This is a genomic window from Actinomyces gaoshouyii, assembly GCF_002072175.1.
Taxonomy (GTDB): domain Bacteria; phylum Actinomycetota; class Actinomycetes; order Actinomycetales; family Actinomycetaceae; genus Actinomyces; species Actinomyces gaoshouyii.
The window spans coordinates 40,157-63,753 of sequence record NZ_MVIV01000004.1 but is presented as its reverse complement, the minus strand read 5'-3'; the positions used below and the strand labels follow the sequence as shown (position 1 = coordinate 63,753).

General features: G+C 69.6%; 19 protein-coding genes and 1 tRNA gene. 13 read left to right on the top strand and 7 right to left on the bottom strand.

All coding sequences use genetic code 11. From position 1 onward, the window contains the following. The first annotated feature begins 3 nt into the window (after positions 1–3). The 9 genes from B1H50_RS04860 to B1H50_RS04820 all read left to right on the top strand — a co-directional run bounded on the left by B1H50_RS04860 (position 4) and on the right by B1H50_RS04820 (position 10,518). Positions 4–867, top strand: coding sequence for a ParA family protein (locus tag B1H50_RS04860; protein WP_080462800.1), 864 nt, complete (start codon positions 4–6; stop codon positions 865–867). 34 nt (positions 868–901) lie between these two features. Further along, complete coding sequence (locus B1H50_RS04855) at positions 902–1,765, top strand: segregation and condensation protein A (RefSeq protein WP_095532489.1); 864 nt, start codon at positions 902–904, stop codon at positions 1,763–1,765. Then, positions 1,762–2,412, top strand: a complete 651-nt coding sequence (scpB, locus tag B1H50_RS04850) for an SMC-Scp complex subunit ScpB (RefSeq protein WP_080462659.1) — start codon at positions 1,762–1,764, stop codon at positions 2,410–2,412. Before B1H50_RS04855 ends, scpB begins: the two co-directional genes overlap by 4 nt. Next, the gene (locus B1H50_RS04845; RefSeq protein ID WP_080462658.1) at positions 2,409–3,446 is read left to right on the top strand and encodes a pseudouridine synthase; all 1,038 of its coding nucleotides are present in this window, start codon (positions 2,409–2,411) and stop codon (positions 3,444–3,446) included. The genes scpB and B1H50_RS04845 overlap by 4 nt, the downstream gene beginning before the upstream one ends. Next, positions 3,443–4,678 carry a prephenate dehydrogenase gene (locus B1H50_RS04840; RefSeq protein ID WP_080462657.1) on the top strand — a complete coding sequence of 412 codons (1,236 nt, stop codon included), beginning with the start codon at positions 3,443–3,445 and terminating at the stop codon, positions 4,676–4,678. Before B1H50_RS04845 ends, B1H50_RS04840 begins: the two co-directional genes overlap by 4 nt. 313 nt (positions 4,679–4,991) lie before the next feature. Then, positions 4,992–7,175 carry a bifunctional cytidylate kinase/GTPase Der gene (der, locus tag B1H50_RS04835; RefSeq protein WP_080462656.1) on the top strand — a complete coding sequence of 728 codons (2,184 nt, stop codon included), beginning with the start codon at positions 4,992–4,994 and terminating at the stop codon, positions 7,173–7,175. A 222-nt stretch (positions 7,176–7,397) separates the two neighbouring features. After that, positions 7,398–9,053: a glucose-6-phosphate isomerase gene (gene pgi / locus B1H50_RS04830; protein ID WP_080462655.1), complete on the top strand. Its 1,656-nt coding sequence runs from the start codon at positions 7,398–7,400 to the stop codon at positions 9,051–9,053. A gap of 104 nt (positions 9,054–9,157) precedes the next feature. Next, positions 9,158–10,252, top strand: a complete 1,095-nt coding sequence (locus tag B1H50_RS04825) for a ThiF family adenylyltransferase (RefSeq protein WP_229657917.1) — start codon at positions 9,158–9,160, stop codon at positions 10,250–10,252. Between the two features lie 189 nt (positions 10,253–10,441). Next, a tRNA-Pro gene (locus B1H50_RS04820) sits at positions 10,442–10,518 on the top strand. A 295-nt stretch (positions 10,519–10,813) separates the two neighbouring features. Here B1H50_RS04820 and B1H50_RS04815 read toward each other — a convergent pair. Next, entirely contained in the window at positions 10,814–11,551 is a 738-nt protein-coding gene (locus B1H50_RS04815; RefSeq protein ID WP_080462653.1) for a recombinase family protein, read from the bottom strand. A 581-nt stretch (positions 11,552–12,132) separates the two neighbouring features. Between B1H50_RS04815 and B1H50_RS04810 the strand changes: the two genes are divergently transcribed. Further along, positions 12,133–12,963, top strand: coding sequence for an ATP-dependent nuclease (locus B1H50_RS04810; RefSeq protein WP_080462652.1), 831 nt, complete (start codon positions 12,133–12,135; stop codon positions 12,961–12,963). 451 nt (positions 12,964–13,414) lie between these two features. Here B1H50_RS04810 and B1H50_RS04805 read toward each other — a convergent pair whose 3' ends face one another. Next, positions 13,415–15,883: a glycoside hydrolase family 31 protein gene (locus tag B1H50_RS04805; protein WP_080462651.1), complete on the bottom strand. Its 2,469-nt coding sequence runs from the start codon at positions 15,881–15,883 to the stop codon at positions 13,415–13,417. A 13-nt stretch (positions 15,884–15,896) separates the two neighbouring features. After that, complete coding sequence (locus tag B1H50_RS09720) at positions 15,897–16,061, bottom strand: hypothetical protein (RefSeq protein ID WP_158082826.1); 165 nt, start codon at positions 16,059–16,061, stop codon at positions 15,897–15,899. A gap of 206 nt (positions 16,062–16,267) precedes the next feature. Here B1H50_RS09720 and B1H50_RS04795 point away from each other — a divergent pair, with 206 nt between their 5' ends. The 3 genes from B1H50_RS04795 (at position 16,268) to B1H50_RS04785 (ending at position 19,891) form a co-directional block, all read left to right on the top strand. Next, complete coding sequence (locus tag B1H50_RS04795; protein ID WP_158082825.1) at positions 16,268–16,978, top strand: TetR family transcriptional regulator; 711 nt, start codon at positions 16,268–16,270, stop codon at positions 16,976–16,978. Beyond that, a complete protein-coding gene (locus B1H50_RS04790; RefSeq protein ID WP_080462648.1) occupies positions 16,975–18,756 on the top strand; it encodes an MDR family MFS transporter in 1,782 nt (593 codons plus the stop codon). The genes B1H50_RS04795 and B1H50_RS04790 overlap by 4 nt, the downstream gene beginning before the upstream one ends. 262 nt (positions 18,757–19,018) lie before the next feature. Next, the gene (locus B1H50_RS04785) at positions 19,019–19,891 is read left to right on the top strand and encodes an HAD-IIB family hydrolase (RefSeq protein WP_080462798.1); all 873 of its coding nucleotides are present in this window, start codon (positions 19,019–19,021) and stop codon (positions 19,889–19,891) included. A 42-nt stretch (positions 19,892–19,933) separates the two neighbouring features. On the opposite strand, the gene B1H50_RS04780 is transcribed toward B1H50_RS04785, so the two are convergent. From B1H50_RS04780 to B1H50_RS04765, 4 genes are all read right to left on the bottom strand, one after another. Beyond that, positions 19,934–20,992 carry an alpha/beta hydrolase gene (locus B1H50_RS04780; RefSeq protein ID WP_229657918.1) on the bottom strand — a complete coding sequence of 353 codons (1,059 nt, stop codon included), beginning with the start codon at positions 20,990–20,992 and terminating at the stop codon, positions 19,934–19,936. Position 20,993: 1 nt separating this feature from the next. Continuing rightward, positions 20,994–21,419: an RNA-binding S4 domain-containing protein gene (locus B1H50_RS04775; RefSeq protein ID WP_229657934.1), complete on the bottom strand. Its 426-nt coding sequence runs from the start codon at positions 21,417–21,419 to the stop codon at positions 20,994–20,996. Positions 21,420–21,546: 127 nt separating this feature from the next. Beyond that, a complete protein-coding gene (locus B1H50_RS04770; RefSeq protein WP_080462646.1) occupies positions 21,547–22,593 on the bottom strand; it encodes an HNH endonuclease family protein in 1,047 nt (348 codons plus the stop codon). Positions 22,594–22,672: 79 nt separating this feature from the next. Continuing rightward, on the bottom strand, positions 22,673–23,596 hold the full coding sequence (locus B1H50_RS04765) for an aldo/keto reductase (RefSeq protein WP_080462645.1): 924 nt from the start codon (positions 23,594–23,596) through the stop codon (positions 22,673–22,675). Between the last annotated feature and the right edge of the window lies 1 nt (position 23,597).

Sequence of the window (23,597 nt, the reverse complement as noted above, 5' to 3'; positions counted from 1 at the left end):
CCCGTGAGCGACTCCAAGCAGCCCGGACTGATCGACCTTCCCGCCCCTGAGCAGAAGGAGTTCCCCGCCCCCGCGCCCCTGGAGTCCCACGGGCCGGCACGGATCATCTCCATGTGCAATCAGAAGGGCGGCGTCGGCAAGACGACGACCACCATCAGCCTGGGGGCCTCCCTCGTGGAGTACGGGCGCAAGGTGCTCATCGTCGACTTCGACCCGCAGGGAGCCGCCTCCGCCGGGCTCGGCGTCAACGCCAATGAGCTCGACACCACCATCTACGACCTCCTCGTGGCCGCCCGCCCCGACATCCTGCCCGTCATCCAGCAGACCTCCATGCCGGGCCTGGACCTCGTGCCCGCCAATATCGACCTGTCCGCCGCCGAGGTCCAGCTCGTCAACGAGGTGGCACGCGAGCAGGCGCTCGCCCGGGTGCTTCGCCCCGTCGTCGACGACTACGACGCCATCATCGTGGACTGCCAGCCCTCCCTCGGCCTGCTCACGGTCAACGCGCTGACCGCCTCCCATGGCGTCATCATCCCGCTGGAGACCGAGTTCTTCGCCCTGCGCGGCGTGGCCCTCCTCGTGGAGACCGTCGAGCGGATCAAGGACCGCCTCAACCCGCGCCTCGACATCGACGGCATCCTCGCCACCATGGTGGATTCCCGCACCCTGCACTCCCGCGAGGTCCTGGAGCGCCTGGAGCAGGCTTTCGGCGAGCGTCTCTTCGACACGCGGATCCGCCGCACGGTGAAGTTCCCCGACGCCTCCGTGGCCGCCGAGCCCATCAACACCTACGCCCCCACGCACGCCGGCGCCGAGGCCTACCGGCGCCTGGCACGGGAGATCATCGCTCGCGGCTGTGTCGCCTGAGGAGGCCGCCGCGCCCGAGGGCGCGGGGGAGCCCATGGGCATCGGCGCGCTCGATGCCGGGGTGCGCGCCGGCTCCGGCGGGCGCGAGGGCGCCGAGCAGGAGGGGCCCGCCAGGCTCCCCGGCTTCTCCGTCAGTCTGCCCCAGTTCGAGGGTCCCTTCGACCTCCTTCTCAGCCTCATCGCCAGACGTCGGCTCGATGTCACCGAACTCGCCCTGGCCGAGGTCACCGACGAGTTCATCGCCCATATGCGAGCCGATTGGGACCTCGGGCACGCCAGCGAGTTCGTCGTGGTGGCCTCCACGCTCCTGGCTCTCAAGGCCCACCGCCTCCTGCCCCAGGTGGACGGGGAGGAGGACGAGGATCTGGAGCTGTTGGAGGCCCGTGACCTGCTCTTCGCCCGCCTCCTGCAGTACCGCGCCTACAAGCGGGCCGCCTCCGCCCTGTCCTCCATGGCCGCCTCGGCGGCCACTGCCCACCCGCGCGTCGTCGCCCTCGCCCCCGAGCTCGCCTCCCTGCTGCCCAGGCTCGTGGCCACCGTCGGCCCCGCTGAGCTCGCCCGCATCGCTCTGGCCGCGTTCAACCGCCCCGACGCCCCTGGCGTGCAGACCGTCCACCTCCACGAGGCGGTCCAGGTCGGCGAGCAGATCACCGTGCTCGCCCAGCGCCTGCGCGCCGCTGGGACACTCACCTTCTCCGAACTCACGGGCGACGCCGAGCGCGTCGCCGTCGTCGTGGCCCGCTTCCTCGGCCTGCTCATCCTCCACCGGCAGGGCAGCGTCGACTTGGAGCAGGGCGAGGCCATGGGCGAGATCACGGTGACGTGGTGCGGCGGGGAGGACGATCCCGCGGGCATCATGGCCCCGGACATGGACGGCCTGGGGGAGGAGTTCTCATGAGCGGGGATGGAGCGGCGGCGCAGGTCGCCCCGGGGGCCGACGGCCAGGAGGCGCCCGCGGTCGGCGCTGTGAGCGATGAGCTGCTGGCCGCGGCCGAGGCGGTGCTCGTCGTCTCCGATGAGCCCGTGACGCCCGCCGCTCTCGGCGCCGCCCTGGGCCTGGGAGCCGAGGCGGCCGAGGCGCTGCTTCAGGCCTTGGCCGCCGAGTACCGGGGCGAGGCCGCGGATGGGGCGGCCGCGCGCCGTCGGGGGTTCATCCTGCGTCGCGTGGCCGGGGGTTGGCGCCTCGCCTCCGCGCCCGAGCACGCCGGGATCGTCGAGAGCTTCGTCGTCGGCGGGGCCTCAGCGCGCCTGTCCCAGGCGGCACTGGAGACCCTCGCCGTCGTCGCCTACCGCCAGCCCGTCACCCGCGGACGCATCGCCGCCATCCGCGGGGTCAACGTCGACGGCGTCGTGCGCACCCTCCACGCCCGCGGGCTCATCGAGGAGGCCGGCAATGAGACCTCCGGCGCGATCCTCTACCGTACGACCAACGAGTTCCTCGAGTACCTGGGGATCGACGGCCTCGACGAGCTACCGCCCCTGGCACCCCACCTCCCGGACGCCTCCCAGTTGGAGGACATCGAGCACGAGACGGAGACGCGATGAGCACCCGCAGTCACAGCACCGGCAATGATGAGGTCCCCCTGGGCGACTTCGGGGCAGAGGAGTTCTACGACGAGGACGACATCGAGGAGCTCGGCGACGCGGACCTGACGCCCGAGGAGATCGCCGCCTTCGACGACGGCGCCCTGGCCGAGGACGAGGAGGCCAGGCTCGTCGACGAGCGCAGCAGGGCCTCCCGAGGCGGTGAGGATGACCCGCACGTCCACTCCGGGCAGCGCCTCCAGAAGGTCCTCGCCCACGCGGGCGTGGCCTCCCGCCGGGCCTGCGAGGCGATCATCGCCGCGGGCCGCGTGAGCGTTGACGGCGTCATCGTCACCGAGGCCGGGGTGCGCGTGGATCCCACCCGCCAGGAGATCCGGGTTGACGGCTCGCGCATCCTCACCGACCCCGACGTGCTCACCGTCATGCTGCACAAGCCCGCCGGCGTCGTGACCACCATGGAGGACCCCGAGGGGCGGCCCACCGTCGCCGAGCTGGGGGAGCGGTACGTGGCCGAGCGCGCCGACGAGCTCTCACGGAGGGGCACAGGCGGAGCGCAGGGGGCGGGCGCGTATCGCGGGGACGGCGCGAGCGGGCGCATCAGGCTCGTTCACGTGGGGCGTCTCGACACCGACACCGAGGGCCTGCTCCTGCTGTCCAACGACGGCGAGCTCTCCCACCGGCTCATGCACCCCAGTTACGAGATCTCCAAGACCTACGTGGCGATCGTCCAGGGGAGGGTCGAGCCCTGGGTACCGCGCAAGCTCAAGCGCGGCATCGAGCTCGAAGACGGCCTCATCAGCGCTGACCGCGTGGTCATCAAGGACTCCGGGCCCGCGGGCTCGATCCTGGAGATCACCCTGCACTCCGGGCGCAACCGGATCGTGCGCCGCATGTGTGACGCCGTCGGGCACCCCGTGATCCGGCTATCCCGCACCAGGCTCGGCCCATTGGCGCTCGGCGGGCTCAAGCCCGGCGCCATGAGGGCCCTCACCAGTGAGGAGATCGCGGCACTCCAGAGAGAGGTCGGACTATGAGCCGGTTGGAGGCGCGCGTCGTCCAGGTGGGACCGCCCGGTAGAGGGACGGGTGGGGCAGCGGAGGAGCATGGGGGAGGCCCGGCGGCGCGCCCTCCCGCCGCCACGCGCGGCCCTGTGCTCATCATCGGTACCGGACTGCTCGGCACCTCGCTCGCGCTCGTCCTGCGGGCGGCCGGCGTGCCCGTCCAACTCCGGGACACCTCGCCCACCTCGCTCGCCCTGGCCCGGGACATGGGTGCCGGCACCGTGAGGGCAGAGGGGGATCCCGAGCCGGCGCTCGTTGTCGTCGCCACCCCGCCGGATGTGGCCGCGCAAGTGGCGGTCGGGGCCCTGGAGGCCCACCCGGGGGCGGTGGTCACCGACGTCGCCTCCGTCAAGGCGCGCGTGGGCGCGGAGGTGAGGGCCCGGGCCGGTGCGGCGGCCTCCCGCTACGTGGGCTCGCACCCCATGGCCGGCCGGGAGCGCTCTGGGGCGGGGGCCGCTGACTCCGACCTTTTCGCGGGTCGCCCCTGGGTGATCGTCGCTGACGGCGCCGAGCCGGCTGCCGAGATCGCCGTGCGCAACCTGGCGATGGACGCCGGGGCGGCGCCACTGCGCCTGGGCGCCGCCGAGCACGACAACGCTGTCGCCGCGGTCTCGCATATGCCGCAACTGGTCTCCTCCCTCGTCGCTGCCCGTCTCGAGACACTGCCGGAGGCGGCGCTCGAGCTCGCGGGCCAGGGCATCAGGGATGTGACCCGCATCGCCGCCTCCGATCCCCGACTGTGGTCCGCGATCGTGGTGGGCAACGCCGGTCCCGTGACCGGGCTGCTGCGGGAGCTGCGCGATGATCTCGACGCACTCATCAGTGGGATCGAGCCGGCCGCCGTTGACACTGCCGACGAGAAGTACACCGCCCCGGGCAGGGCTGAGGAGATCGCGCCCGGCGCCGTTAGCGCCATTACGGACGTCATGAGGCGCGGCAACGCCGGTCAGGCCCGCATCCCCGGCAAGCACGGCGGGGCGCCCAGGCGCTACGCGGTGGTGCAGGTCCTCGTCCCCGACAAGCCCGGCTACCTGGGCCGCCTGTTCACCGACGTCGGCGAGGCGGGAGTCAATATCGAGGACTTCGCCATGGAGCACTCCGCCGGGCAGAGCGCAGGCCTGGCCATGATCTCCGTGCTGCCCGGCGCCGCCCAGCCCCTGGAGGCCGCGCTGGATGAGCGGGGGTGGCGGGTCGTCGTCGCCTGAGGCAGGGCGGGCCCTCGGCCCGCAGATACCGTCTCAGCCCGGCGTTGCGCCCTCGAAATGCGAGAATGAGGGCGCATAAGCGGGCTGGGACGGTATTTCCGGCGTGAGGGCGTGTTTGCGGGCCGAAACTGTATCTTCGGTGTGAGAGGGAGCCAGAGTCGAGCGCTGCCCCGCCGGACCGGTTTCGATGCTGTTTTCGACCGGTCTCGGTGAGGGGGGAGGGGCCGGGGCGGCTTTGGCGCGGGCGCGGGGGAATGTGGGACGCTTGACCGGTTGGGCGCGCTAGCGCATCGTGAGGAAGGGCCGGGAGCATATGGGAATCGTCGTCGCCATCGATGGGCCGAGCGGGTCGGGCAAGTCCACCGTCGCCAAGCGGGTCGCCGCCGCGCTGGGCCTCGCCTACCTCGACACCGGCGCCATGTACCGCGCCGCCGCCTGGTGGTGCGAGCGCACCGGCATCGACCTGACCGCCGACGAGGTGGACGCGGGAGCCGTCACCCGCGCCATCCTCACCATGCCCCTCGACATGGGCCTCGATCCCACGTCCCCGGGGGTGACCTGCGATGGCGTCGACATCGCCGAGGTCATCCGCGACCCGCATATCGCCTCCGTCGTCTCGAAGGTCGCCACCAACCTGGATGTGCGCGCCGAGCTGGCCCGCCTCCAGCGCGAGATCATTGCGGGCGAGTCCCGCGACGCCGTTGGTCTTCACCGCTCCTTCAGCGCGGGGGAGGGGATCGTCGCCGAGGGCCGCGATATCACCACCGTCATCGCCCCCGATGCCGATGTCCGCCTCCTGGTGACGGCCAGCGAGGAGGCCCGATTGGCCCGCCGCGCGGGCGACCTGAAGGCCGCGGGCAAGAGCGTGGACGCCGCGGCCCTGCGCGACCAGGTGGTGCGCCGTGACCGGGACGACGCCACCGTCTCCCAGTTCCTCACCGCCCCCGAGGGCGTCACCCTCGTGGACTCCTCCGACATGACGCTCGAGGAGACCGTCGAGCACGTCCTGGGCCTCATCGAGGCCGCCCGCGCCGAGGCCGCCGAGCGCGACCAGGATGATGAGCAGCGGGCCGACGCCCTGCGCGCCGGCCTGGAGGAGTACGAGCTCGAGGAGGAGGACGTCGCCCTCCTCGCCGGCGAGGAGGAGCTCCCCTCCGGCGACGCCGCCTTCGGGGCGGGGCTACCGGTGCTCGCCGTGGTGGGTCGCCCGAACGTCGGCAAGTCCACGCTCGTCAACCGGGTTCTCGGGCGCCGCGAGGCCGTGGTGCAGGACAGGCCGGGCGTCACCCGCGACCGCGTCTCCTATCCCGCCGAGTGGGCCGGCCGCCGCTTCACCATCGTGGACACGGGCGGTTGGGAGGTCGACGTCGAGGGCCTTGAGGCCTCCGTCGCCTCCCAGGCTGAGGTGGCCGTGGAGCTCTCCGACGCCGTCCTGCTCGTCGTCGACGCGCAGGTGGGGATCACCGAGACCGACGCCCGGGTGGTCCGCCTCCTGCGGCGCAGTGGCAAGCCGGTCGTGCTGGCCGCCAACAAGGTGGACTCCCCGGCCCAGGAGGGCGACGCCGCGGCCCTGTGGAACCTGGGCCTGGGCGAGCCCTATGCCGTCTCGGCCCTCCACGGGCGCGGCAGCGGTGAGGTCCTCGATGCCTGCATGGAGGTCCTCCCGGAGGTCTCGGCCGTCGCCCCTGCCGCCCCTGAGGGGCGGATGCACCGCATCGCCCTCGTGGGGCGCCCGAACGTCGGCAAGTCCTCGCTGCTGAACTCCATCGCCGGGCAGGACCGCGTCGTCGTCAACGAGATGGCCGGCACCACCCGGGACCCGGTCGACGAGATCATCGAGCTCGACGGGCGCCAGTGGGTGTTCGTCGACACTGCGGGCATCCGCCGCCGCGTGCGCCAGTCGCGGGGCGCCGACTACTACGCCGTCCTGCGAACTCAGGGGGCCATTGAGAAGGCGGAGGTCGCCGTCGTCCTCCTGGACGCCTCCGAGCCGCTGACGGAGCAGGATGTGCGCGTCATCCAGCAGGCGGTTGACGCCGGGCGCGCGCTCGTGCTGGTCAATAACAAGTGGGACCTCGTGGACGAGGACCGCCAGAAAATGCTCCGGTGGGAGATCGAGCACGACCTCGCGCATGTGTCCTGGGCCCCGCACATCAACCTCGCCGCCGCCACCGGCTGGCACACGAACAGGCTCGTGCGCGCTCTCGATGCCGCCCTGGAGGGGTGGGGCACCCGCGTTCCCACCGGGCGGCTCAACTCATTCCTCGGCGAGCTCCAGGCCGCCGCCCCGCACCCGCTGCGAGGCGGCAAGCAGCCCCGCATCCTCTTCGCCACTCAGGCGCAGGTGCGCCCGCCGCGCATCGTCATCTTCACCACCGGCTTCCTCGACGCCGGGTACCGGCGCTTCATCGAGCGCCGCCTGCGCGAGGAGTTCGGCTTCGTGGGCACCCCGATCCAGATCGGCGTGCGCGTGAGGGAGAAGCGCCGGCGGCGATGAGCATCGGGGCGCTCCGGCCGGGCCGATGACGAGGCAGCCGCCCTACAAACCAGACCAGTCCGATAGCCAGTAGCCAGTAGAGTCCAGCCGACGATGACCAGGAACAGGGTTGGGCTGTGCCGTCAATAGCGGGACCGTCTAGTCCGCCCGCACTACGGGCCCGGCTGAATCCGACCCACCCGCGCCGCGACGCCATCGTGCCTAACCGCTAGGCTTGTGCGCATGCAGACGCCTATTGATGCCACCGCAACGCCCGCCTGGTCCCGCCTCACCGAGCTGCACATCGGGATGCGCCCTGACCTGCGCGCCTGGTTCGCCCAGGACCCCGAGCGCGCCGAGCGCTTCACCTACCAGGTCGGGGACCTGACCATCGACCTGTCCAAGAACCTGCTGACCGACGATGTCCGTGACGCCCTCGTCGCTCTGGCCGAGCAGGTTGACGTGCCCGGGCGCCGTGACGCCATGTATGCCGGCGAGCGCATCAACGTCACCGAGGACCGCGCCGTCCTCCATACCGCGCTGCGCCGCCCGGCCGACGACGCGCTCATGGTCGACGGCCAGGACGTCGTCGGCGACGTCCACAGGGTCCTCGACCGCGTCTACGACTTCGCGCGCCGCGTGCGCTCCGGCCAGTGGGTCGGTGTGACCGGCAAGCGAATCGAGACGGTCGTCAACATCGGCATCGGCGGGTCCGACCTCGGCCCCGTCATGGTCTATGAGGCCCTCAAGCCCTACGTCCAGGACGGTCTGGAGTGCCGCTTCATCTCCAATATCGACCCTAACGACTGCGCGGAGAAGGTCAAGGGCCTCAACCCCGAGACCACCCTGTTCATCATCGCTTCCAAGACCTTCACCACCCTGGAGACCCTCACCAACGCGCGCATGGCCCGCGACTGGTTCCTCTCCGCCCTGGCCGAGCGCGGCATCGCCGCCGAAGGCGCCATCGCCAAGCACTTCGTGGCCGTCTCCACCGCCCTGGACAAGGTCGCCGAGTTCGGCATCGACCCCGATAACGCCTTCGGCTTCTGGAACTGGGTCGGCGGGCGCTACTCCGTGGACTCCGCCGTCGGCACCGTGCTCGCCGTCGCCATCGGCCCGGAGAACTTCGCGGATTTCCTGGCCGGCTTCCACGCCGTCGACGAGCACTTCGCCACCAAGGACCCGGCCGAGAACGCCCCCATGCTCATGGGCCTGCTCAACGTCTGGTACGTCAACTTCTTCCACGCCGCCTCCCACGCGGTGCTGCCCTACTCGCAGTACCTGCACCGCTTTCCCGCCTACCTCCAGCAGCTCACCATGGAGTCCAACGGCAAGTCCGTGCGCTGGGACGGATCCTCGGTCACCACCGAGACCGGCGAGGTCTTCTGGGGTGAGGCCGGGACCAATGGGCAGCACGCCTTCTACCAGCTCATCCACCAGGGCACCCAGCTCGTCCCCGCCGACTTCATCGCCGTGGCCAATCCCGCCCACCCGGTCACCGACGGCGGTGTCGACGTCCACGAGCTCTTCCTGTCCAACTACCTCGCCCAGACCGCCGCGCTCGCCTTCGGCAAGACCGCCGAGGAGGTGCGCGCCGAGGGCACGCCGGAGCCGATCGTCCCCGCCCGGGTCTTCGCCGGGAACAAGCCGACGACGTCGATCCTTGCCCCCGCGCTCACTCCGAGCGTCGTGGGCCAGCTCATCGCCCTCTACGAGCACATCACCTTCACTCAGGGCATCGTGTGGGGCATTGACTCCTTCGACCAGTGGGGCGTCGAGCTCGGTAAGAAGCTCGCCCTGGAGATCGCGCCGGCAGTCCAGGGAGACGCCGAGGCGCTGGCCGCGCAGGACCCCTCCACCCAGGCACTCATCCGCCGTTACCGGGAGCTGCGCCACTGAACGCCGCCACGCCCCCTCAGGATCGAGCCCCGTGGGCGCCCGTCATCAGTGACGAGCGCCTGCGAGCCCTGTCCGACGCCGAGCGCGCCCGATACTCGCGCAATATGCTCGTCCCCGAAGTCGGAGTCGCCGGCCAGCAGCGCATCCGGGCCGCCCGCGTCCTGCTCATCGGGGCGGGCGGCCTCGGCGCGCCCGCCGCGCTCTACCTCGCTGCCGCTGGAGTGGGGACACTCGGGATCGTCGAGTTCGACGTCGTCGACGCCTCCAACCTCCAGCGCCAGATCATCCACACCACCGACGGCGTCGGCACCTCGAAAGCCCGCTCGGCGGCGTCGGCCATTACCGCGCTCAACCCCGATGTCGAGGTCATCCTCCACGAGGAGCGGCTCGACGCCGCCAATGCCCGGGGCCTCCTGGAGGGCTGGGACGTGGTGGTGGACGGCACCGACAACTTCCCCACCCGCTACCTCGTGGGCGACGCCTGCGCCCTGCTCGGCATCCCGCTCGTCCACGGCGCGGTCCTGCACTCGGCGGGCCAGGTAGGGGTCTTCGACGCCGCCCGGGGCCCCTGCCACCGCTGCCTCCACCCCGAGCCACCGCCACCGGGCTCCGTGCCGTCCTGTGCCCAGGCCGGTGTGCTCGGCGTCCTGCCGGGCATCATCGGGACCATGCAGGCCGCTGAGGTGCTCAAACTCATCATTGGGGGAGGCGAGCCCCTCATCGGCCGCCTCCTGCTCGTGGACGCCTGGGGCGCCGGCGTGCGCGAGGTGCCCGTGGCCAAGCGCCCCGACTGCCCCCTGTGCGGGCCGAGCCCCACCATCACGAGCCTTGAAGCGGTGGAGGACACCTGCGCCGCGCCTGAACCAGGAGGAGGGGACGAGGGGACCATGAGCACCATCACCGCATCCGAGCTGCGCACCCGTATCGCGGCGGGGGAGAAGCCCGGTGGGCCCTACACCCTCCTGGACGTGCGCGAGGCCGACGAGATCGCCGCCATGCCCCTGGAGGGGGCGGTCCACATCCCACTGGGGGAGGTGGTCGAGCGCGCCGGGGAGCTGGACGCCGGTAAGGAGACGGTCGTGACCTGCCAGGGCGGCGCCCGCTCCAAGAAGGCCATCGAGGCCCTCCAGGCCGCCGGATACGCGGGAGCGCTGACCAATCTCGAGGGCGGCGCCCGCGCCTGGTACGAGAGCGCCTGAGGCACTCGCGCGGGCCGGTTGCGGCTAGATCGTGACGCGGCGGCTTCGGCTGACTCCACCATCATCCCTGTCGTGACCGGCGTCACCACGCGCCGGTTTCGCCTGCGGGGCCACGGTGGGCTAAGGTTCTACACGTTCCGAGCGGACCCGAGCGGCGGAGATGGATCCAGTCGCAAGGACGTGGGGCAACGGGCTGTGGCGCAGTTTGGTAGCGCACTTGACTGGGGGTCAAGGGGTCGTGGGTTCAAATCCCGCCAGCCCGACCATTAACCTCACACTCAAACCCGCGTCATGGTTGACCCATGGCGCGGGTTTTTGCTTGTCTCGAGCTGCTTGAGGGGTCTTCTGGGTGGTTGCGGGCTTGGTCTGGCGGGTCGGATGGAGGTTCATGAGGTCGACTCCCAGGCCTGAGCCGTTCTCGTGCACCCCTGCCTCTAGTCCCAGAATGCCCACCACTTCAGCTCCCGCTTGCTCTTCAATTTGCTCTTCAGCTCCCTTCCGCTCTTCAGCTCCCTCCTGCGTGTCCAGGGTGTCTGCGTTTGTGTCTGTGTCTGTTTCTGTCTAGGTCAGGATGCTGTCGAAGGGTGGTTGGTGGGTGGCGGTGGTGGTCAGGTGACTGGCGTCTTGGTTTGTGGTGATGTAGATCTTGTCGAACAGGGTTTGGTTGAGCAGACGGCGTAGGTGGTCGGGTGTGCCGTGGTAGGCGGTGGCGGCGTGCTGGGCCAGGTCGCGGGCTTGGCGGATGAGGTGCTGGGTGTCGGTCAGGTCTTGGCTCAGGGCGGCCTGTCTGCGTTGGATGGTGGTCAGCTCGCGGGTGATGCGGGTCTGCTCGGTTTTGAGGGTGTCCAGGTCGATGGCGTCGGCGTAGTGGGCTTGGAGCAGCTTGTGGCGTTGGCGTTCCAGTTGCTGGCGGTGGGTGGTGTAGTCCTGGAGCTGCTCGGTGGTTTGTTGGGTCAGGCTGGTCAGTTGGTGTTGCAGGGCGCTCTGGAGTTGTTGGCGTCTGGTGGGGTCGAGGTGGATGCGGTCGTAGAGTCGGCTGACTGCTTGCTCGATGTCGGTGACCAGGGTGGCGTGGAAGGTGCAGTCGGGTTGTTTCTTGGAGTGGCGGCCCAGGGCGGTGTCGTCGTAGCGGTTGCGCACCAGGCGGTCGAGCGTGTGCACGATGATGTAGTCGATGCCCCGCCCGGCGGCCGCCTCTTCGTCGAGGTAGCGCAGCATGTCCTGGAGGGCGGGTCGTCGGGCGGTGGTGGACACGCCGCCTTCGACGAACTCCTTGACGATGATCGCCCCGAGGCTCATCGCCTTGCGCTTGTTAGGGGCTCGTTGGGGCAGCCAAGAGACAGGCCTTCGCTGAAGTCCTCGGCTGTACACCGCACCTACATGGGTGGCGTGAGGAGAGCGCAACCTGACATTGAGCGCATCGCCGAGGCGATCGGCATTGAGGCTGATGAGCGGCGAGGACGTAGGCCTGAGGCTCGTGGCCGAACCGTGATCTACGGTGCCTGCTGGACATCACCTGACTTCTCACTGGCCATCCTAGACTCACGCTATGCCGTGCCATGCAGGGTACTTCGAATGGGGCGATGGCGACCTCACACCTGGACAGATTGCCGCCATGGCCGCCTACACTACAGCCAGGAACAGCTGCGGCTGGTCGAGCAAGCCCGGATCGTCGATGCCGGCAACCTCGACGATGCTCGCCGGCAACTGGCACCCATCCCACAGAAGCAGCTCAGCGGTTGCGTAGCGATCATTGAGAGTAAGTTGCAGGCGGCGTAGATAATACGGAGTTGAGCAAGATATAGTGGAAAGCACTTCAGGAAGCCCATGAGGCAGCATTTTCGACGGACGACGACTCCTTTGCATCACTGACCAAGAATATGACGAGCCAGGTCGAGGCTCGTGTGAAAGAGCAGTACGGCCAAGCTGAGATCCGGCTAGATTTTACTCTCCCTGAAGCGACTACATTCATCAAAGGCGGGCGACTGCTCGTTAAGGACGGAAGCTACGAAACCCCTCTGTCCGACAAGGGTACAGGCATGCAACGCGCAGTGACCTTGGCGCTGATCCAAGTCTACTCACAACTGCAACATGAGGCAAAAGAGCATGCGCCGTTGACACTTCTTCTGGATGAGCCTGAAACCTGGCTTCATCCTCGCGCGCAACTCCAGTTGAGTGAGGCTTTGGTAAGAATTGCGGAGAATGAACAATTGTTTCTCATCACGCACTCGCCATATATGCTGCGCTCATACAGGCCCGAAGGTCATCGCCTTCTTGTATTTTCTCGCGGTGACGGTGCCCCAAAAATTCATGACTCCAACGATCTCGGAGTATTGAGTGGGGGATATCCTTCCTGGGGAGAAATCACCTATTTCGCTTTCGGAATTCCATCTCCTGAGTTCCATGACGAATTGTGGGGAGAAGCGTATAGGCTCGCTGGTTGTAGGAGTGCAAAAAAATTTGATTCCTTCTTGAAGGATGCTCACCATCTTCCACCCATTAAAGAATGGCGGCGCGATGATATTCAAGCCTGCAAACCACAGTGTGTAACGCTTCCGTACTACATACGAAATTCTATCCATCATCCTGAGAATAGCTGCAATGCTCCCTATGAGCAAGATGAACTGAAGGTATCTACCGAAATACTCTTGGAGGTACTCCAAACACTGAGGAAGACCGACAGTGCGTCAGGTGTTGCCGTCAACAAGTGAAGAGACCTGTCTTCGCAGGGTATGGGCCGCAGAAGAGCGTCATTTATGGAAGCCCACCCGCTCAGTGCTCACGGAATCCTGCCACGAACCTGTCCCTTCACCAGCCTCTACATCCTCCTGGCTCGCACCACCACTGCCATGACATGCCGCTACGCCTCCTCCCAATATTTTGAGTGGTGGGGAGAGAGAGCGGCTGACAGACGAATACCCCTCACCCGCACAGCGAGTTCGTAGCGCGGATTCTCGCGGTTTTATGGACCGAATCGCTGTTGCGGGAGTCCTCATGAGCACCGCAGGCCCTCCGAAGCACCTCGCAAGCGCTGATGGCGTACTCCGCCACAGGCGCCATCAGCGCTTACGGGCGGCCCTGGACGGTTCGGGAGACGGTTTCAACGATCAAGCGGCCGCCCGGCCCAACGAAGCATCGCCGGGCCGCCACGCCCAGCGGGCCTCAGGCGACCTCGGCGACCGCGGCCAGCACGGCGTCGGGGACTCCCACGGCGCGCAGGCCGCCGAGCAGCGCCCCGCCGGTCGCCCCCGACCGGACAACGTCCCAGGCGCGATCCTTCACCGCATAGTCGATCTCCACCGGCTCGAGGATCGAGAACACCTCATCGGCCAGAACCGGCGGCGCGCTCCGCAGCCCCTCCAGCTCCACCACCACGCCGTCGGCTGGGAGAACCTCTCCCAGCTCGATGTCGAGCCCTGCGCCCAGCGTGAGGCCATCGGCGCGCCGACCGCGCACCTCCAGCACCCGCCCATCCAGGGACGCGCGCACATCACCGCCAGCCGACAGGAGGCGCACGGTGATCTCCCGCGCCTCGGGCACCACGCCCCGCGGGCCCCCCTGGTCGATCTCCAGTCGCGCGCGCCCGGCATTCTCATCCCAGGTCAGGGCGAAGCGCGTGCGTACCACTCCATCCGGGCCGGGCTCGGGAGAGCCATCATCCTCCTCCAGGACGAACACGCCGTCGGCCCCCGGCACCACCACGACGTCGAGGCACCGGGGATTGGCGCCCGCGGCCTCGGCCAGGTCGCCGGCGAGCACGAGGAGGCTGCCCGCACGCGCCAGCACCGGCACCTGCTCCAGGCGCCGCGAGAGCACGAGCTCAGCGCCGTCCTCGACCCCGACCGTGTAGCGGCGGCCGGTCGGCAGGTCGAACCAGGCCCCCTGGGGGAGCCAGGCGCTCTCCTGGGCGAGCCCGGTAGCGGCATCGGAGCGGTGAACCATGGGCACCACCAGGAGGTCGCCGAACAGGAACTCCGTGTGATGGGAGTAGGCCCCCGCGCACCACGGGTGGTCGTGGTAAAGCGGGCGGATCGGGGCGAGGCCGTCGGCCGCGGCGCGCCGGGCCCACGTGTACAGGCTCGGCACCAGCCGGTGGCGCAGACGCAGGTAGGCGTTCATCGTGGCGCGCGCATCACGGGAGTAGCGCCACGGCTCCTTGGAATTGAAGACCGACGCAGTGGAATGGAGGCGATTGATGGGGGAGAAGCAGCCCAGCTGCACCCAGCGCGCCATCATCTCGGAGTCCTTGACGCCGAACATGTGACCGCCGATGTCATTCGACCACCAGAAGTAGCCGATATTCGCCGCCCTCGCCGTGAACTCCGGCTGAAAGGCCAGAGAGTCCCAGCTGGCGACCGTGTCGCCGGAGAAGCCGATGGGCGTGCGATGGCTGGAGGCGTCCGCGAAGCGGGAGAAGGTGATGGGGCGGCGCCGTCCGCCCGGGCGCTCCCTGCCGGAATCCAGATAGTGGATGTGGTTGAGCATCCACAGGGGGTCGAGCCCCGGGATATCGGTGACTCCGCCCTGCTGCCAGTCGAGCCACCAGAAATCCACGCCCTCCTCCTCCAGCACATGGTGGGCGCGCTCCAGATAGGCGGCCACGAAGGCCTTGTCCGTGATGTTGAAGGGGATCTCCTCACCGGATTCGGGATCGCGGCCCAGATCCCGCATCATCGGGGCATAGGCGTCCTCATGGCGCCGGATGCCGGCCGCCGGGTGCAGGTTGAGGGTCACCTCCATGCCCCGCTCATGGAGCGCGGCGAGGAAGCGCGAGGGGGAGGGGAAGAGCTCGGTGTTCCAGGAGTAGCCGGTCCAGCCATTGCCGATGGCCGGGTCGATGTCCACCCAGTGCCAGTCCATGTCGAGCACCGCCACGGAAAAGGGCAGCTCCTCCGCGGCGAAGCGGTCCATGAGCGCGAGGTACTCCTCCTCGGAGTAGGGATGGTAGCGACTCCACCAGTTGCCCAGGAGCGCCCGGGGTACCAGCGGCGTCGGGCCAGTCAAGGCGAAGAAATCGCGCAGGGCGCCGCGGTAGTCCTGGCCGTAGCCGAAGAGGTAGAGGTCCTCTCCTCCCGGAGCGCCGTCCACGGGGCCAGCCCCCGGGCGCGGCCGCACCCACTGATCCTTCTGGAGGAGCAGGGAGCCGGAGTCGTCGATGACGGAGATGCCGTTGGTGGACAGCAGCCCCGTCCCCAGATCCACCCGGCCGTCGGCCTCGTCCAGGGTGCGGCGGGTGCCGCCGAGGTTCGTCGGGTAGCTCTCGTGGGGGTCCCATGCATCGCCGTGATGCCAGGTACCCCCGTGGAGGTTGAGGACGGCGGTGCGCAGGCTGACGCTCAGCCCGGAGCGGGAGAAGCCCCGCGAGGGCTGGTAGGCCAGGTGGAGGTGCTCGGTCAGGATCTCCAGGCGGTCATCGCCACGCACCACTCGGAAGGTCGGCGTGGGGCCCAGGTCCCGGGACAGGACGAGCTGGGTGGCGGCGTCGGTAAAAGCCCCATCAGGGGAGTATTCCATGCGGATGAGCCGATCGGTGATCACGGTGAAGCGGGCAGATCCCGCCGTCACGGCGGCGTCGGGACGGGCAGGGGCCATCCGCGGCTCGCTGGAGGCGGTGGACAGGGGAGAGGACATGATCGGCCTTCGACTACGACGGTGGCGGCGCCCGCAGGAGCGCCCGTGGGATCTCATCATCCATCACCAGGCGCCACCCGGGCAGTCGTCCCAGGATCGCCCGGATAGGGCGGGGCTCGTCGATGGCGTCCCAGTCCGCCGGGTAGGCGGCGGGGTGCAGCGCGGAGCCGGTATCCACGGTGGGAGGCTCGCCGGCGTCGGGGCGCGCCGACGCGAGGGTCCCCGCGTTCGCCCGGTACCCGGCCTCCATGGCGAGATGCCCGCCCGCCAATCGCCCACGGGGGCGAGAGAAGCCCCACCGCTCGCGTACAACCTGACAGTATGTGTTCATGCGCATATGTCTTGCGCTTGGTGCAAGGCTGCACTGAGTGCAATCATCGTGCTGTGAATCAGCCAGCCGCAATCGGCGCCTCCTCCGGTCCCGGGCTGCGCGCCGCTCGCGCGCGCCGCACCCGAGAGGCCATCCAGGCCAGCGCCCTGCGACTCGCCGCGGAGCGTGGATACGAGGCGACCACGGTGGAGGATGTGGCGGCGGACGCGGGGTGCTCCCGACGCACCGTCTTCAACTACTTCCCCACGAAGGCCGACCTCATCCTCCGGGCGCCCCAGGTCCCGCCCCAGGCCGAGATCGAGGCCTTCGTCGCCTCCAACGGCGAGCTCCTGGCCGATCTCCTTCAGCTGATCACCCACGCCGTGGCCCCCATGGCCAGCGACGCCGAGGAGTTTCAGCGGCTGCGCCTCGTGCTTCGCGATGCCCCGAGCATCGTCCCCGAGCTCCAGTCGCGCGTGCGCCTCGTGCATTCGGTCGTCCGCGCCGCCCTCGCCCGGCGCTTGGGGGCGGACCTTGGCTCTCCGCAGGTCATCGCGGCCGCCGCACTGGCCATCACGTTGTACAGGGCGGCCTTCGAGCTATGGTCCGGCGACGGCGGCGATCCCGGTACCGGCGCGCCCTGCGACGGGACGGCCCCCTCCTCCCGCTCATCGGCCGCGCCCGAGACCCTCGCCGAGGCGCTCGATCTCGTCACCGCCAGCCTCCGCGGCATCTTCGACAACCCCATGGCGCCAACCGCCGCCACGAGAAAGGACCACGCGTGACCAAGCGCGACACCGACGCACCCACCGCGCAGGCCGGGGCATCGCACACCGTCAGAGCCGCGGACGTCTTCACACCCGACCGCCGCTTCTGGGCCGTTTACGCCTCCCTGCTCGTCGTCATGTTCCTGTCCGCCCTCGACCAGACGATCGTCGGCACCGCGCTGCCCACCATCGTCGGCGACCTCGGCGGCGCCAGCCACATGGCGTGGATCATCACCGCCTACACCCTCGCCGTCACTGTGGCCATGCCGATCTACGGCAAGCTCGGCGACCTCGTGGGCCGCAAGACCCTCTTCTTGATCGCCATCGCCCTGTTCCTCGTCGGCTCGGCGCTGTGCGGCACCGCCGACTCCATGACGGCACTCATCGCCTGGCGGGCCCTCCAGGGATTGGGCGGAGGCGGCCTCATGATCTCCTCCCAGGCCATCACCGGGGACCTCATCCCGCCGCGCGTTCGCGGCACCTACATGGCCCCCATGGGCGCCATGTTCGGCATCGCCTCCATCCTCGGCCCCATCGTCGGCGGCTGGCTGACGGACTCCGTCTCCTGGCACTGGGTCTTCTGGGTGAACCTGCCGCTGGGCGTCGTCGCCTGGATCGCCGTGTGGGCGGTCCTCAAGCTTCCGGTCCACAAACTCCGGGCCACGATCGACTGGGCCGGGCTGTGCCTGATGAATCTCGGGGCCGTGCTCATCGTCCTCGTGGCCACCTTCGGCGGCAACCAGCTCGACTGGACCAGCCCAGCGCTCATCGCCATGATCGTCGTCGGCACACTGGCCTGGCTCGTCCTGCCCCTGGTCGAGAAGCGCGCGGCCGAGCCGATCCTGCCCATGACGGTCCTGATGAACCGCACCTTCATCCTCTCCACCATTCAGGGGATGCTGGCCATGGGCGGCATGATCGGCGCCAGCCTCTACCTGCCGACCTTCCTCCAGATGAGCTACGGCTACTCCGCGACCGCCTCCGGCCTCCTCCTGGTCCCCATGACGGCGGGGATGCTGCTCGCCGGGATCGGCTCGGGCATCCTCGTCACCCGCACCGGGCGCTACCGGATCTACCTCATCATCGGACCTGTCATTGCCGGCGCGGCACTGCTGTGGATGAGCACTTTCAGCGCCTCCACCCCCGTGTGGATCATCTCCACCGCCGTCTTCGTCCTCGGCGCGGGGATCGGTCTGTTCTTCCAGCTGCTCGTCACATTGGTCCAGAACGACGTCGAGCCGCGCAACCTCGGTACGGCCACCAGTGGCAACAACTTCTTCCGCGAGGTCGCCGTCTCCCTGGGCTCCTCCCTCATCGGCGTGGCCTTCTCCAACAACCTGACCGATCAGCTCGGTGCCAACCTCATGGCCCTGGCCACGAGCGAGGACCCGCGGATCCAGGAGGCATTGCAGGGCTTCCACGGCGATGCCGGCTCCTCGCTCACGCCGGCACTCGTCAACCAGCTCCCGGACGCTCTCCGCACGGCGATCACCAACGCCTACGCCGACGCGCTCACCCCGATCTTCCTGCTCATGGTGCCCGTCTTCGGCCTGGCCATGCTCATCGGGTTCTTCTACGAGGACGTCCCGCTCTCGCGCCAGTCCGCCCTCGAGCAGGTCGCCCAGGCCGAGAGCGCCAGTGCCGAGAATGCTGGGAACGACGGCGAGCCGGGCGATGCCGACGACGCCGCCGGGAACCGAGTGCCGGAGGATGCCGCATCCCGGAAGGCGTCAAGTCTGCCCTCCGAGAGCGCGGGAGTCGGGCGCTCGGCTGGGCGCAGTGCCCCAATGCCCTGAATCGCATCAATTCTGCCCCATTCATCCTGGTCAGAACCATCACTGCCGAGTTGCCTGGTCCCATGACCACGATGAGCGTCCAGGATGCCAAGGCTCAATTCTCCTCGGCACTTCGGCGAGCCGATGCCCGAGGAGGAGCTCCTCCTATGGGAGTGACCTACCTCCTCGATACCCACGTGCTGCTCTGGCTCATCGGTCAGCCGTCACAGATCCCCGAGCACGGCTCCTGTCATGGTGAGGAGCCTCTGACATGATGGGCGCCGTGAAACGTGAACCACTCGACGCCCGTCTGTCCGCCGCCCTGCCCGATACCGTCGACCTCAGGCTCGTGGTCACCGACATGGACGGCACGCTCGTCGACGGCGAGGGACGCCTCCCCGCGGGACTCGACGACGCCGTCGCCGAGATGCGCGAGCGCGGAGTCCTCTTCGCCCCGGCCTCCGGTCGGCAGATGGCCAACCTCCGCGCCGTGCTGGGCGCGGCCGTCGACGACTCGCCCCTCATCGCGGAGAACGGCTCCTTCGTCGTGCACGACGGCGTCGAGATCCACTCCGCGACCATCAGCCCTGACGAGGCTCGCGCCGCCATCACCGCCGTCCACCGCCTCGTCTCCGAGGGGCACGATCTCGGGGCGGTCGTGGCATGTAAGGAGCGCGCCTACACCGAGAGGGATGATGCCCTCTTCTCCGCCCAGATCGGGATCTACTACACCGCCCACCGCAGCGTTGAGGATCTCCTGGCCCTCCCGCTGGACACCGTTCTCAAGGTCGCCGTGTTCGACTTCGACGACGTCGAGAGCGGCACTGCCGAAGCGATGCGCGCGGCCGTTCCCACCGTCCAGACCGTCGTCTCCGGCAAGCACTGGGTGGACCTCATGTCCCACGGCGCGGACAAGGGGCGCGCCGTCAGCGCCATCCAGGACCGTCTGGGCATCACCCCCGCCCAGACCGCAGTCTTCGGCGACTACCTCAATGACCTAGGGCTCTACGACTACTCCGAGTTGTCCTTCGCCATGGCCAACGCCCACCGCGGCATCCTGGCCGCCGCCGCCTACACGGCGCCGGCCAACACCGAGGACGGCGTGCTGCGCACCGTCGCCGCCCTCATGGCGCGGCTGCCCGCCGGCCGCGACTGAGCAGCTGCCCGAGCCCGTCAGCGGGATCGGTGAGGGCTCGCGTCAGGCTCCGCGCAGCGCCCGCCCGAGCGCATCGATGGACTCCGCCCGGAAGTCCCGCATCGAGCGGGCCCACTGGCAGATGTCCGCCCCGTGGTACATGCCCGGCTCCACGCGCAAGCGCACGGGCACGCCGCTGGCCTCCAGCCGGCCCGCGTAGTCGACGCACTCGTCGACGAAAAGGTCGAGGCCTCCCACACCGATCCACGCGGGGGCGAGGCCGGTCAGGTCCTCGCGGCGAGCCGCCGCCGCCCAGGGGCGATCCTCGGGCTCCCCGGAGGGATGCGAGAGATAGGCCTGCCAGCACTCCGCGTTCTGCCGGGCCGTCCATACGAAGTCGCCCCGCCCCGGGATGTCGACGCCGCCGACGCCGGTGCGGTCATCGAGCATGGGGTAGATGAGCATCTGAAAGGCCAGGTCGATCCCCTCATCGCGGCAGCGCTGAGCCAGCGCCGCCGCCAGTCCCCCGCCGGCGCTCGCCCCTCCCACCGCCACACGGGAGGTGTCCACCGCCAGGGCCGGGGCGCTCATGCGCAGCCACCGCAGCGCACTCCGCACGTCGTCGATCGCCGCGGGGTAGGGGTGCTCGGGGGCAAGGCGATAGTCCACCGAGACCACGAGAATGCCGAGCTCGCGCGCGATGCGCGAGCACAGGGCGTGGTCCTGGGCGGGGGTGCCGGCGACGAGGCCACCGCCGTGGATCCAGATGAGCGCGCCGCTCGGCCCGCCCTCGCGCCGGGCGGAGGTCTCGTAGAGCCACAGGCGCAGGCTCCGCCCGCCCGAGTCGATGACCTGCTCGCGGCCCAGGCGACGGGGGAAGACCCGGGCCTGGCTGTTCAGCCGCATTATCCTGGTGGAGGAGTCGGGTGCGATGGGCCGGGGCTCGCCCGTTGGCCCGTGGCCGAGGACCAGCAGGGGAGCGCGCAGCTCCGAGGCGACGTCGTGGAAGGCCGGGCCCAGGTCCCGGCGCCGGGCACTCACCGCCCCCGCAGCGACGCCGATCGCGGCAATACCAGCCAATGCCGCAGCGCCCATCGACGGGCGCCCGCCGAGTCCCGGCATCTCAATCCTCCTCATCGAAAGCCCTAGCGAGCTTAGCATCCAATTCATCGGCGATCACCCGCTCACCCCGCTCCACCGCAGCGCCTCCCATGAGCGCGTCGAGCCGACGGCGCTCCCGTTTCGTGGGGCGGCCCGCCCCGCGATCCCGGATGATCGCCGCCGGCGAGTCCAGGGGGGAGGGCCTGGGGGCGGAGAAGTCCTTGTAGGCAGTGCGGGCGATAGGCGCGCCGACCCGCTTGACGAGGATGCGGGTGACCAGCAGCCGGCGATCGAAACCATCCACCCGGTAGCGGATCTCGTCACCGACCTTGACCTGCTGGGCGGGCTTCGCCGTCTCCCCGTTGACGCGCACATGCCCTGCCCTGCAGGCGGCGGTCGCCGCCGACCGGGATTTGATCTGGCGCGTGCTCCACAGCCACACGTCCACGCGCGCGCCCGTGGGCCCGTCCGTGCCCGCGGCGTCCTCGACCGCCCGTTGCCGCGCCTGATCGAGGGATTCCCGCGCCCCGGAGCCATCGTCGGTTCTCACAGCGGCATCCTAGCCTCGGCGGGGCTCAGCCTCGACGCCGGCGGCGTGACGCCCGCCGAAGGGCTCGACGAGCCCGTGCCACGATCCCGGCGCCCAGCAGCAGCATCCCCGCGATGAGGAGCGCCCGGTAGCGGCCATCGCTCAGGAGCGCCCCCGGCGCCCGGGTGATGGCGTCCCTCGTGGTCTCGATGATGCTGGGGGCGCCATCCCCGCCGTCCGAGCAGTCGGCGAGCGTGGAGCGCAGGGCCTGGCGATCCGCGTCCGGCAGGCCGAGCCGGTAGGCGGCGGCAACGCTCACGAAGCGCTGAGCGTAGGCGCACCGGAACGAGTCGTTGGGGGGCCACCAGCCGGGGGAGACAGCGGTGGACCACGTGCCGGTCTCCGTGGAGCCGATGGGGCAGGTGGCCGGGCCGCAGGCCCCCTTGGACTGGTTTGCCTGGCCCTCGACGGCCACGAGGTTGAGCGGGTCGTTGGCCACCAGCAGACGAGTGCGGGCGTCCCACGCCCAGGCGCCATGGGCGTAGAGGTAGTTGAGCGGGACGACGTGGTCGATCTGGACGGCGTCGGACGTCGATTGCCCGCGCTGGAAGCTCACCGAGGCGCCGGTGTACGGGTCGTGGAGGACCCCACTCCACACCGTGGCGTCGGGGCAGACCGCCGCGCCCTGGCCCCCGCCGTCCTCACGGCCCTGATGCCCGTCCGCGCGGGAGAAGTCCGCGTGGGACAGGTCACGGGCGAGGATCTCATTGCGCGTGTCGCAGCCATCGCCGTCGACGTCCTCCCACGCCTTGCCGAACCAGCCGGTGCGGCTGCCGCCGGCGCTCCAGGACTCGACGGCGGGCTGATCAGCGGCGAGCGCGTCGAGCGCCGCGATCGCGGCGGCCGGATCGAGGACGGCGCTCCCCCGATCGTCCCAGGCGACACCGTCGAGCCATGCCTGGGCGTCGGGAGCGCCGACGGGCGTGGCGGGAGGCGACGGCTCCGACTCGGCGGTCGCGCCGATCGGGGCGACCGCCAGGGCCAGGGCGCACGCCGCCATGCCGAAGGGCAGGGCGTGGATGGGACGACGCATGGGCCGACCGTACGTCGCCGGGCCGGCTCTTGAGCGCAGGCCTGTGGACAGTGCGCGCCACAGGCCTGGATCCACAGGCTCAGGGCACGATGTGCCCGGCGGACCGGAACAGCTCGTACCACTGCGGCCGCGTGAGGACCAGGTCGGCGCCCGGTGCGCTGCGGCGGAGCCGCTCCGGGCTGGTCGTGCCCAGCACCACCTGGATCCGAGCCGGGTGGCGGGTGATCCACGCGGTGCCGATCGCCTCAGGGGATACCTGGTACTCGGCGGCCAGCCGGTCCACGACGTCGTTGAGCCCGGGGAAGCGGTCCCGGTCTCCGAGGAAGGGTCCTTCCCAGCCGGGCCCGCGCATCGGGGACCATGCCTGCACCGTCGTGGATGTCATCCGGCAGTAGTCGAGGATCCCACCGCTGCGGTCCACGGATTGCGCGTGGGCCATGTTGAGGGCCACGCCCTCGGCGATGACGGGGGCGTGCGCGAGCGAGAGCTGGAGCTGGTTGGCCACGAGTGGTTGGGCGACGGATGCGCGCAGGAGCTCCATCTGCCCGCGGCTGTGGTTGGACACGCCGAAGGCGCGGACCTTGCCCGAGGCGGTCAGGGTGTCGAAGGCCTCCGCGACCTCATCGGGCTCCATGAGGGCATCGGGGCGGTGCAGGAGGAGGATGTCGAGGTAGTCGGTGCGCAGCGCCCTCAGGGACTCGTCCACCGAGGCCACGATGTGCTCCGCCGAGGCGTCGTAGTAGCCCTCGCGGATCCCGCACTTCGATTGGAGGATGACCTGCTCGCGCTCGGACGCGGACCAGCCCAGGGCCGTCCCGAAGCGCTCCTCGCAGGCGTGGTCGCCGCCGTAGATGTCGGCGTGGTCGAACATGGTCACGCCCTCGTCGAGGGCGGTGGAGATGAGCTCGCGGATCCGCGCGTCTTCGAGGTGCTTGATGCGCATGCACCCTAGTGCGATGGCGGGGACGAGCAGGTCGGAGCTGCCCAGGGCGACGGTTCTCATG

Bases quoted from the DNA above. Each gene is read 5' to 3' on its own strand.
- B1H50_RS04765 (WP_080462645.1), bottom strand. From the start codon at position 23,596: ATGAGAACCGTCGCCCTGGGCAGCTCCGACCTGCTCGTCCCCGCCATC.
- B1H50_RS04815 (WP_080462653.1), bottom strand. From the start codon at position 11,551: ATGAGCCTCGGGGCGATCATCGTCAAGGAGTTCGTCGAAGGCGGCGTG.
- B1H50_RS04780 (WP_229657918.1), bottom strand. From the start codon at position 20,992: ATGCCGGGACTCGGCGGGCGCCCGTCGATGGGCGCTGCGGCATTGGCT.
- B1H50_RS04805 (WP_080462651.1), bottom strand. From the start codon at position 15,883: ATGTCCTCTCCCCTGTCCACCGCCTCCAGCGAGCCGCGGATGGCCCCT.
- der (WP_080462656.1), top strand. From the start codon at position 4,992: ATGGGAATCGTCGTCGCCATCGATGGGCCGAGCGGGTCGGGCAAGTCC.
- B1H50_RS04825 (WP_229657917.1), top strand. From the start codon at position 9,158: ATGCTCGTCCCCGAAGTCGGAGTCGCCGGCCAGCAGCGCATCCGGGCC.
- scpB (WP_080462659.1), top strand. From the start codon at position 1,762: ATGAGCGGGGATGGAGCGGCGGCGCAGGTCGCCCCGGGGGCCGACGGC.
- B1H50_RS04810 (WP_080462652.1), top strand. From the start codon at position 12,133: ATGACGAGCCAGGTCGAGGCTCGTGTGAAAGAGCAGTACGGCCAAGCT.
- B1H50_RS04855 (WP_095532489.1), top strand. From the start codon at position 902: ATGGGCATCGGCGCGCTCGATGCCGGGGTGCGCGCCGGCTCCGGCGGG.
- B1H50_RS04840 (WP_080462657.1), top strand. From the start codon at position 3,443: ATGAGCCGGTTGGAGGCGCGCGTCGTCCAGGTGGGACCGCCCGGTAGA.
- B1H50_RS04770 (WP_080462646.1), bottom strand. From the start codon at position 22,593: ATGCGTCGTCCCATCCACGCCCTGCCCTTCGGCATGGCGGCGTGCGCC.
- pgi (WP_080462655.1), top strand. From the start codon at position 7,398: ATGCAGACGCCTATTGATGCCACCGCAACGCCCGCCTGGTCCCGCCTC.
- B1H50_RS04845 (WP_080462658.1), top strand. From the start codon at position 2,409: ATGAGCACCCGCAGTCACAGCACCGGCAATGATGAGGTCCCCCTGGGC.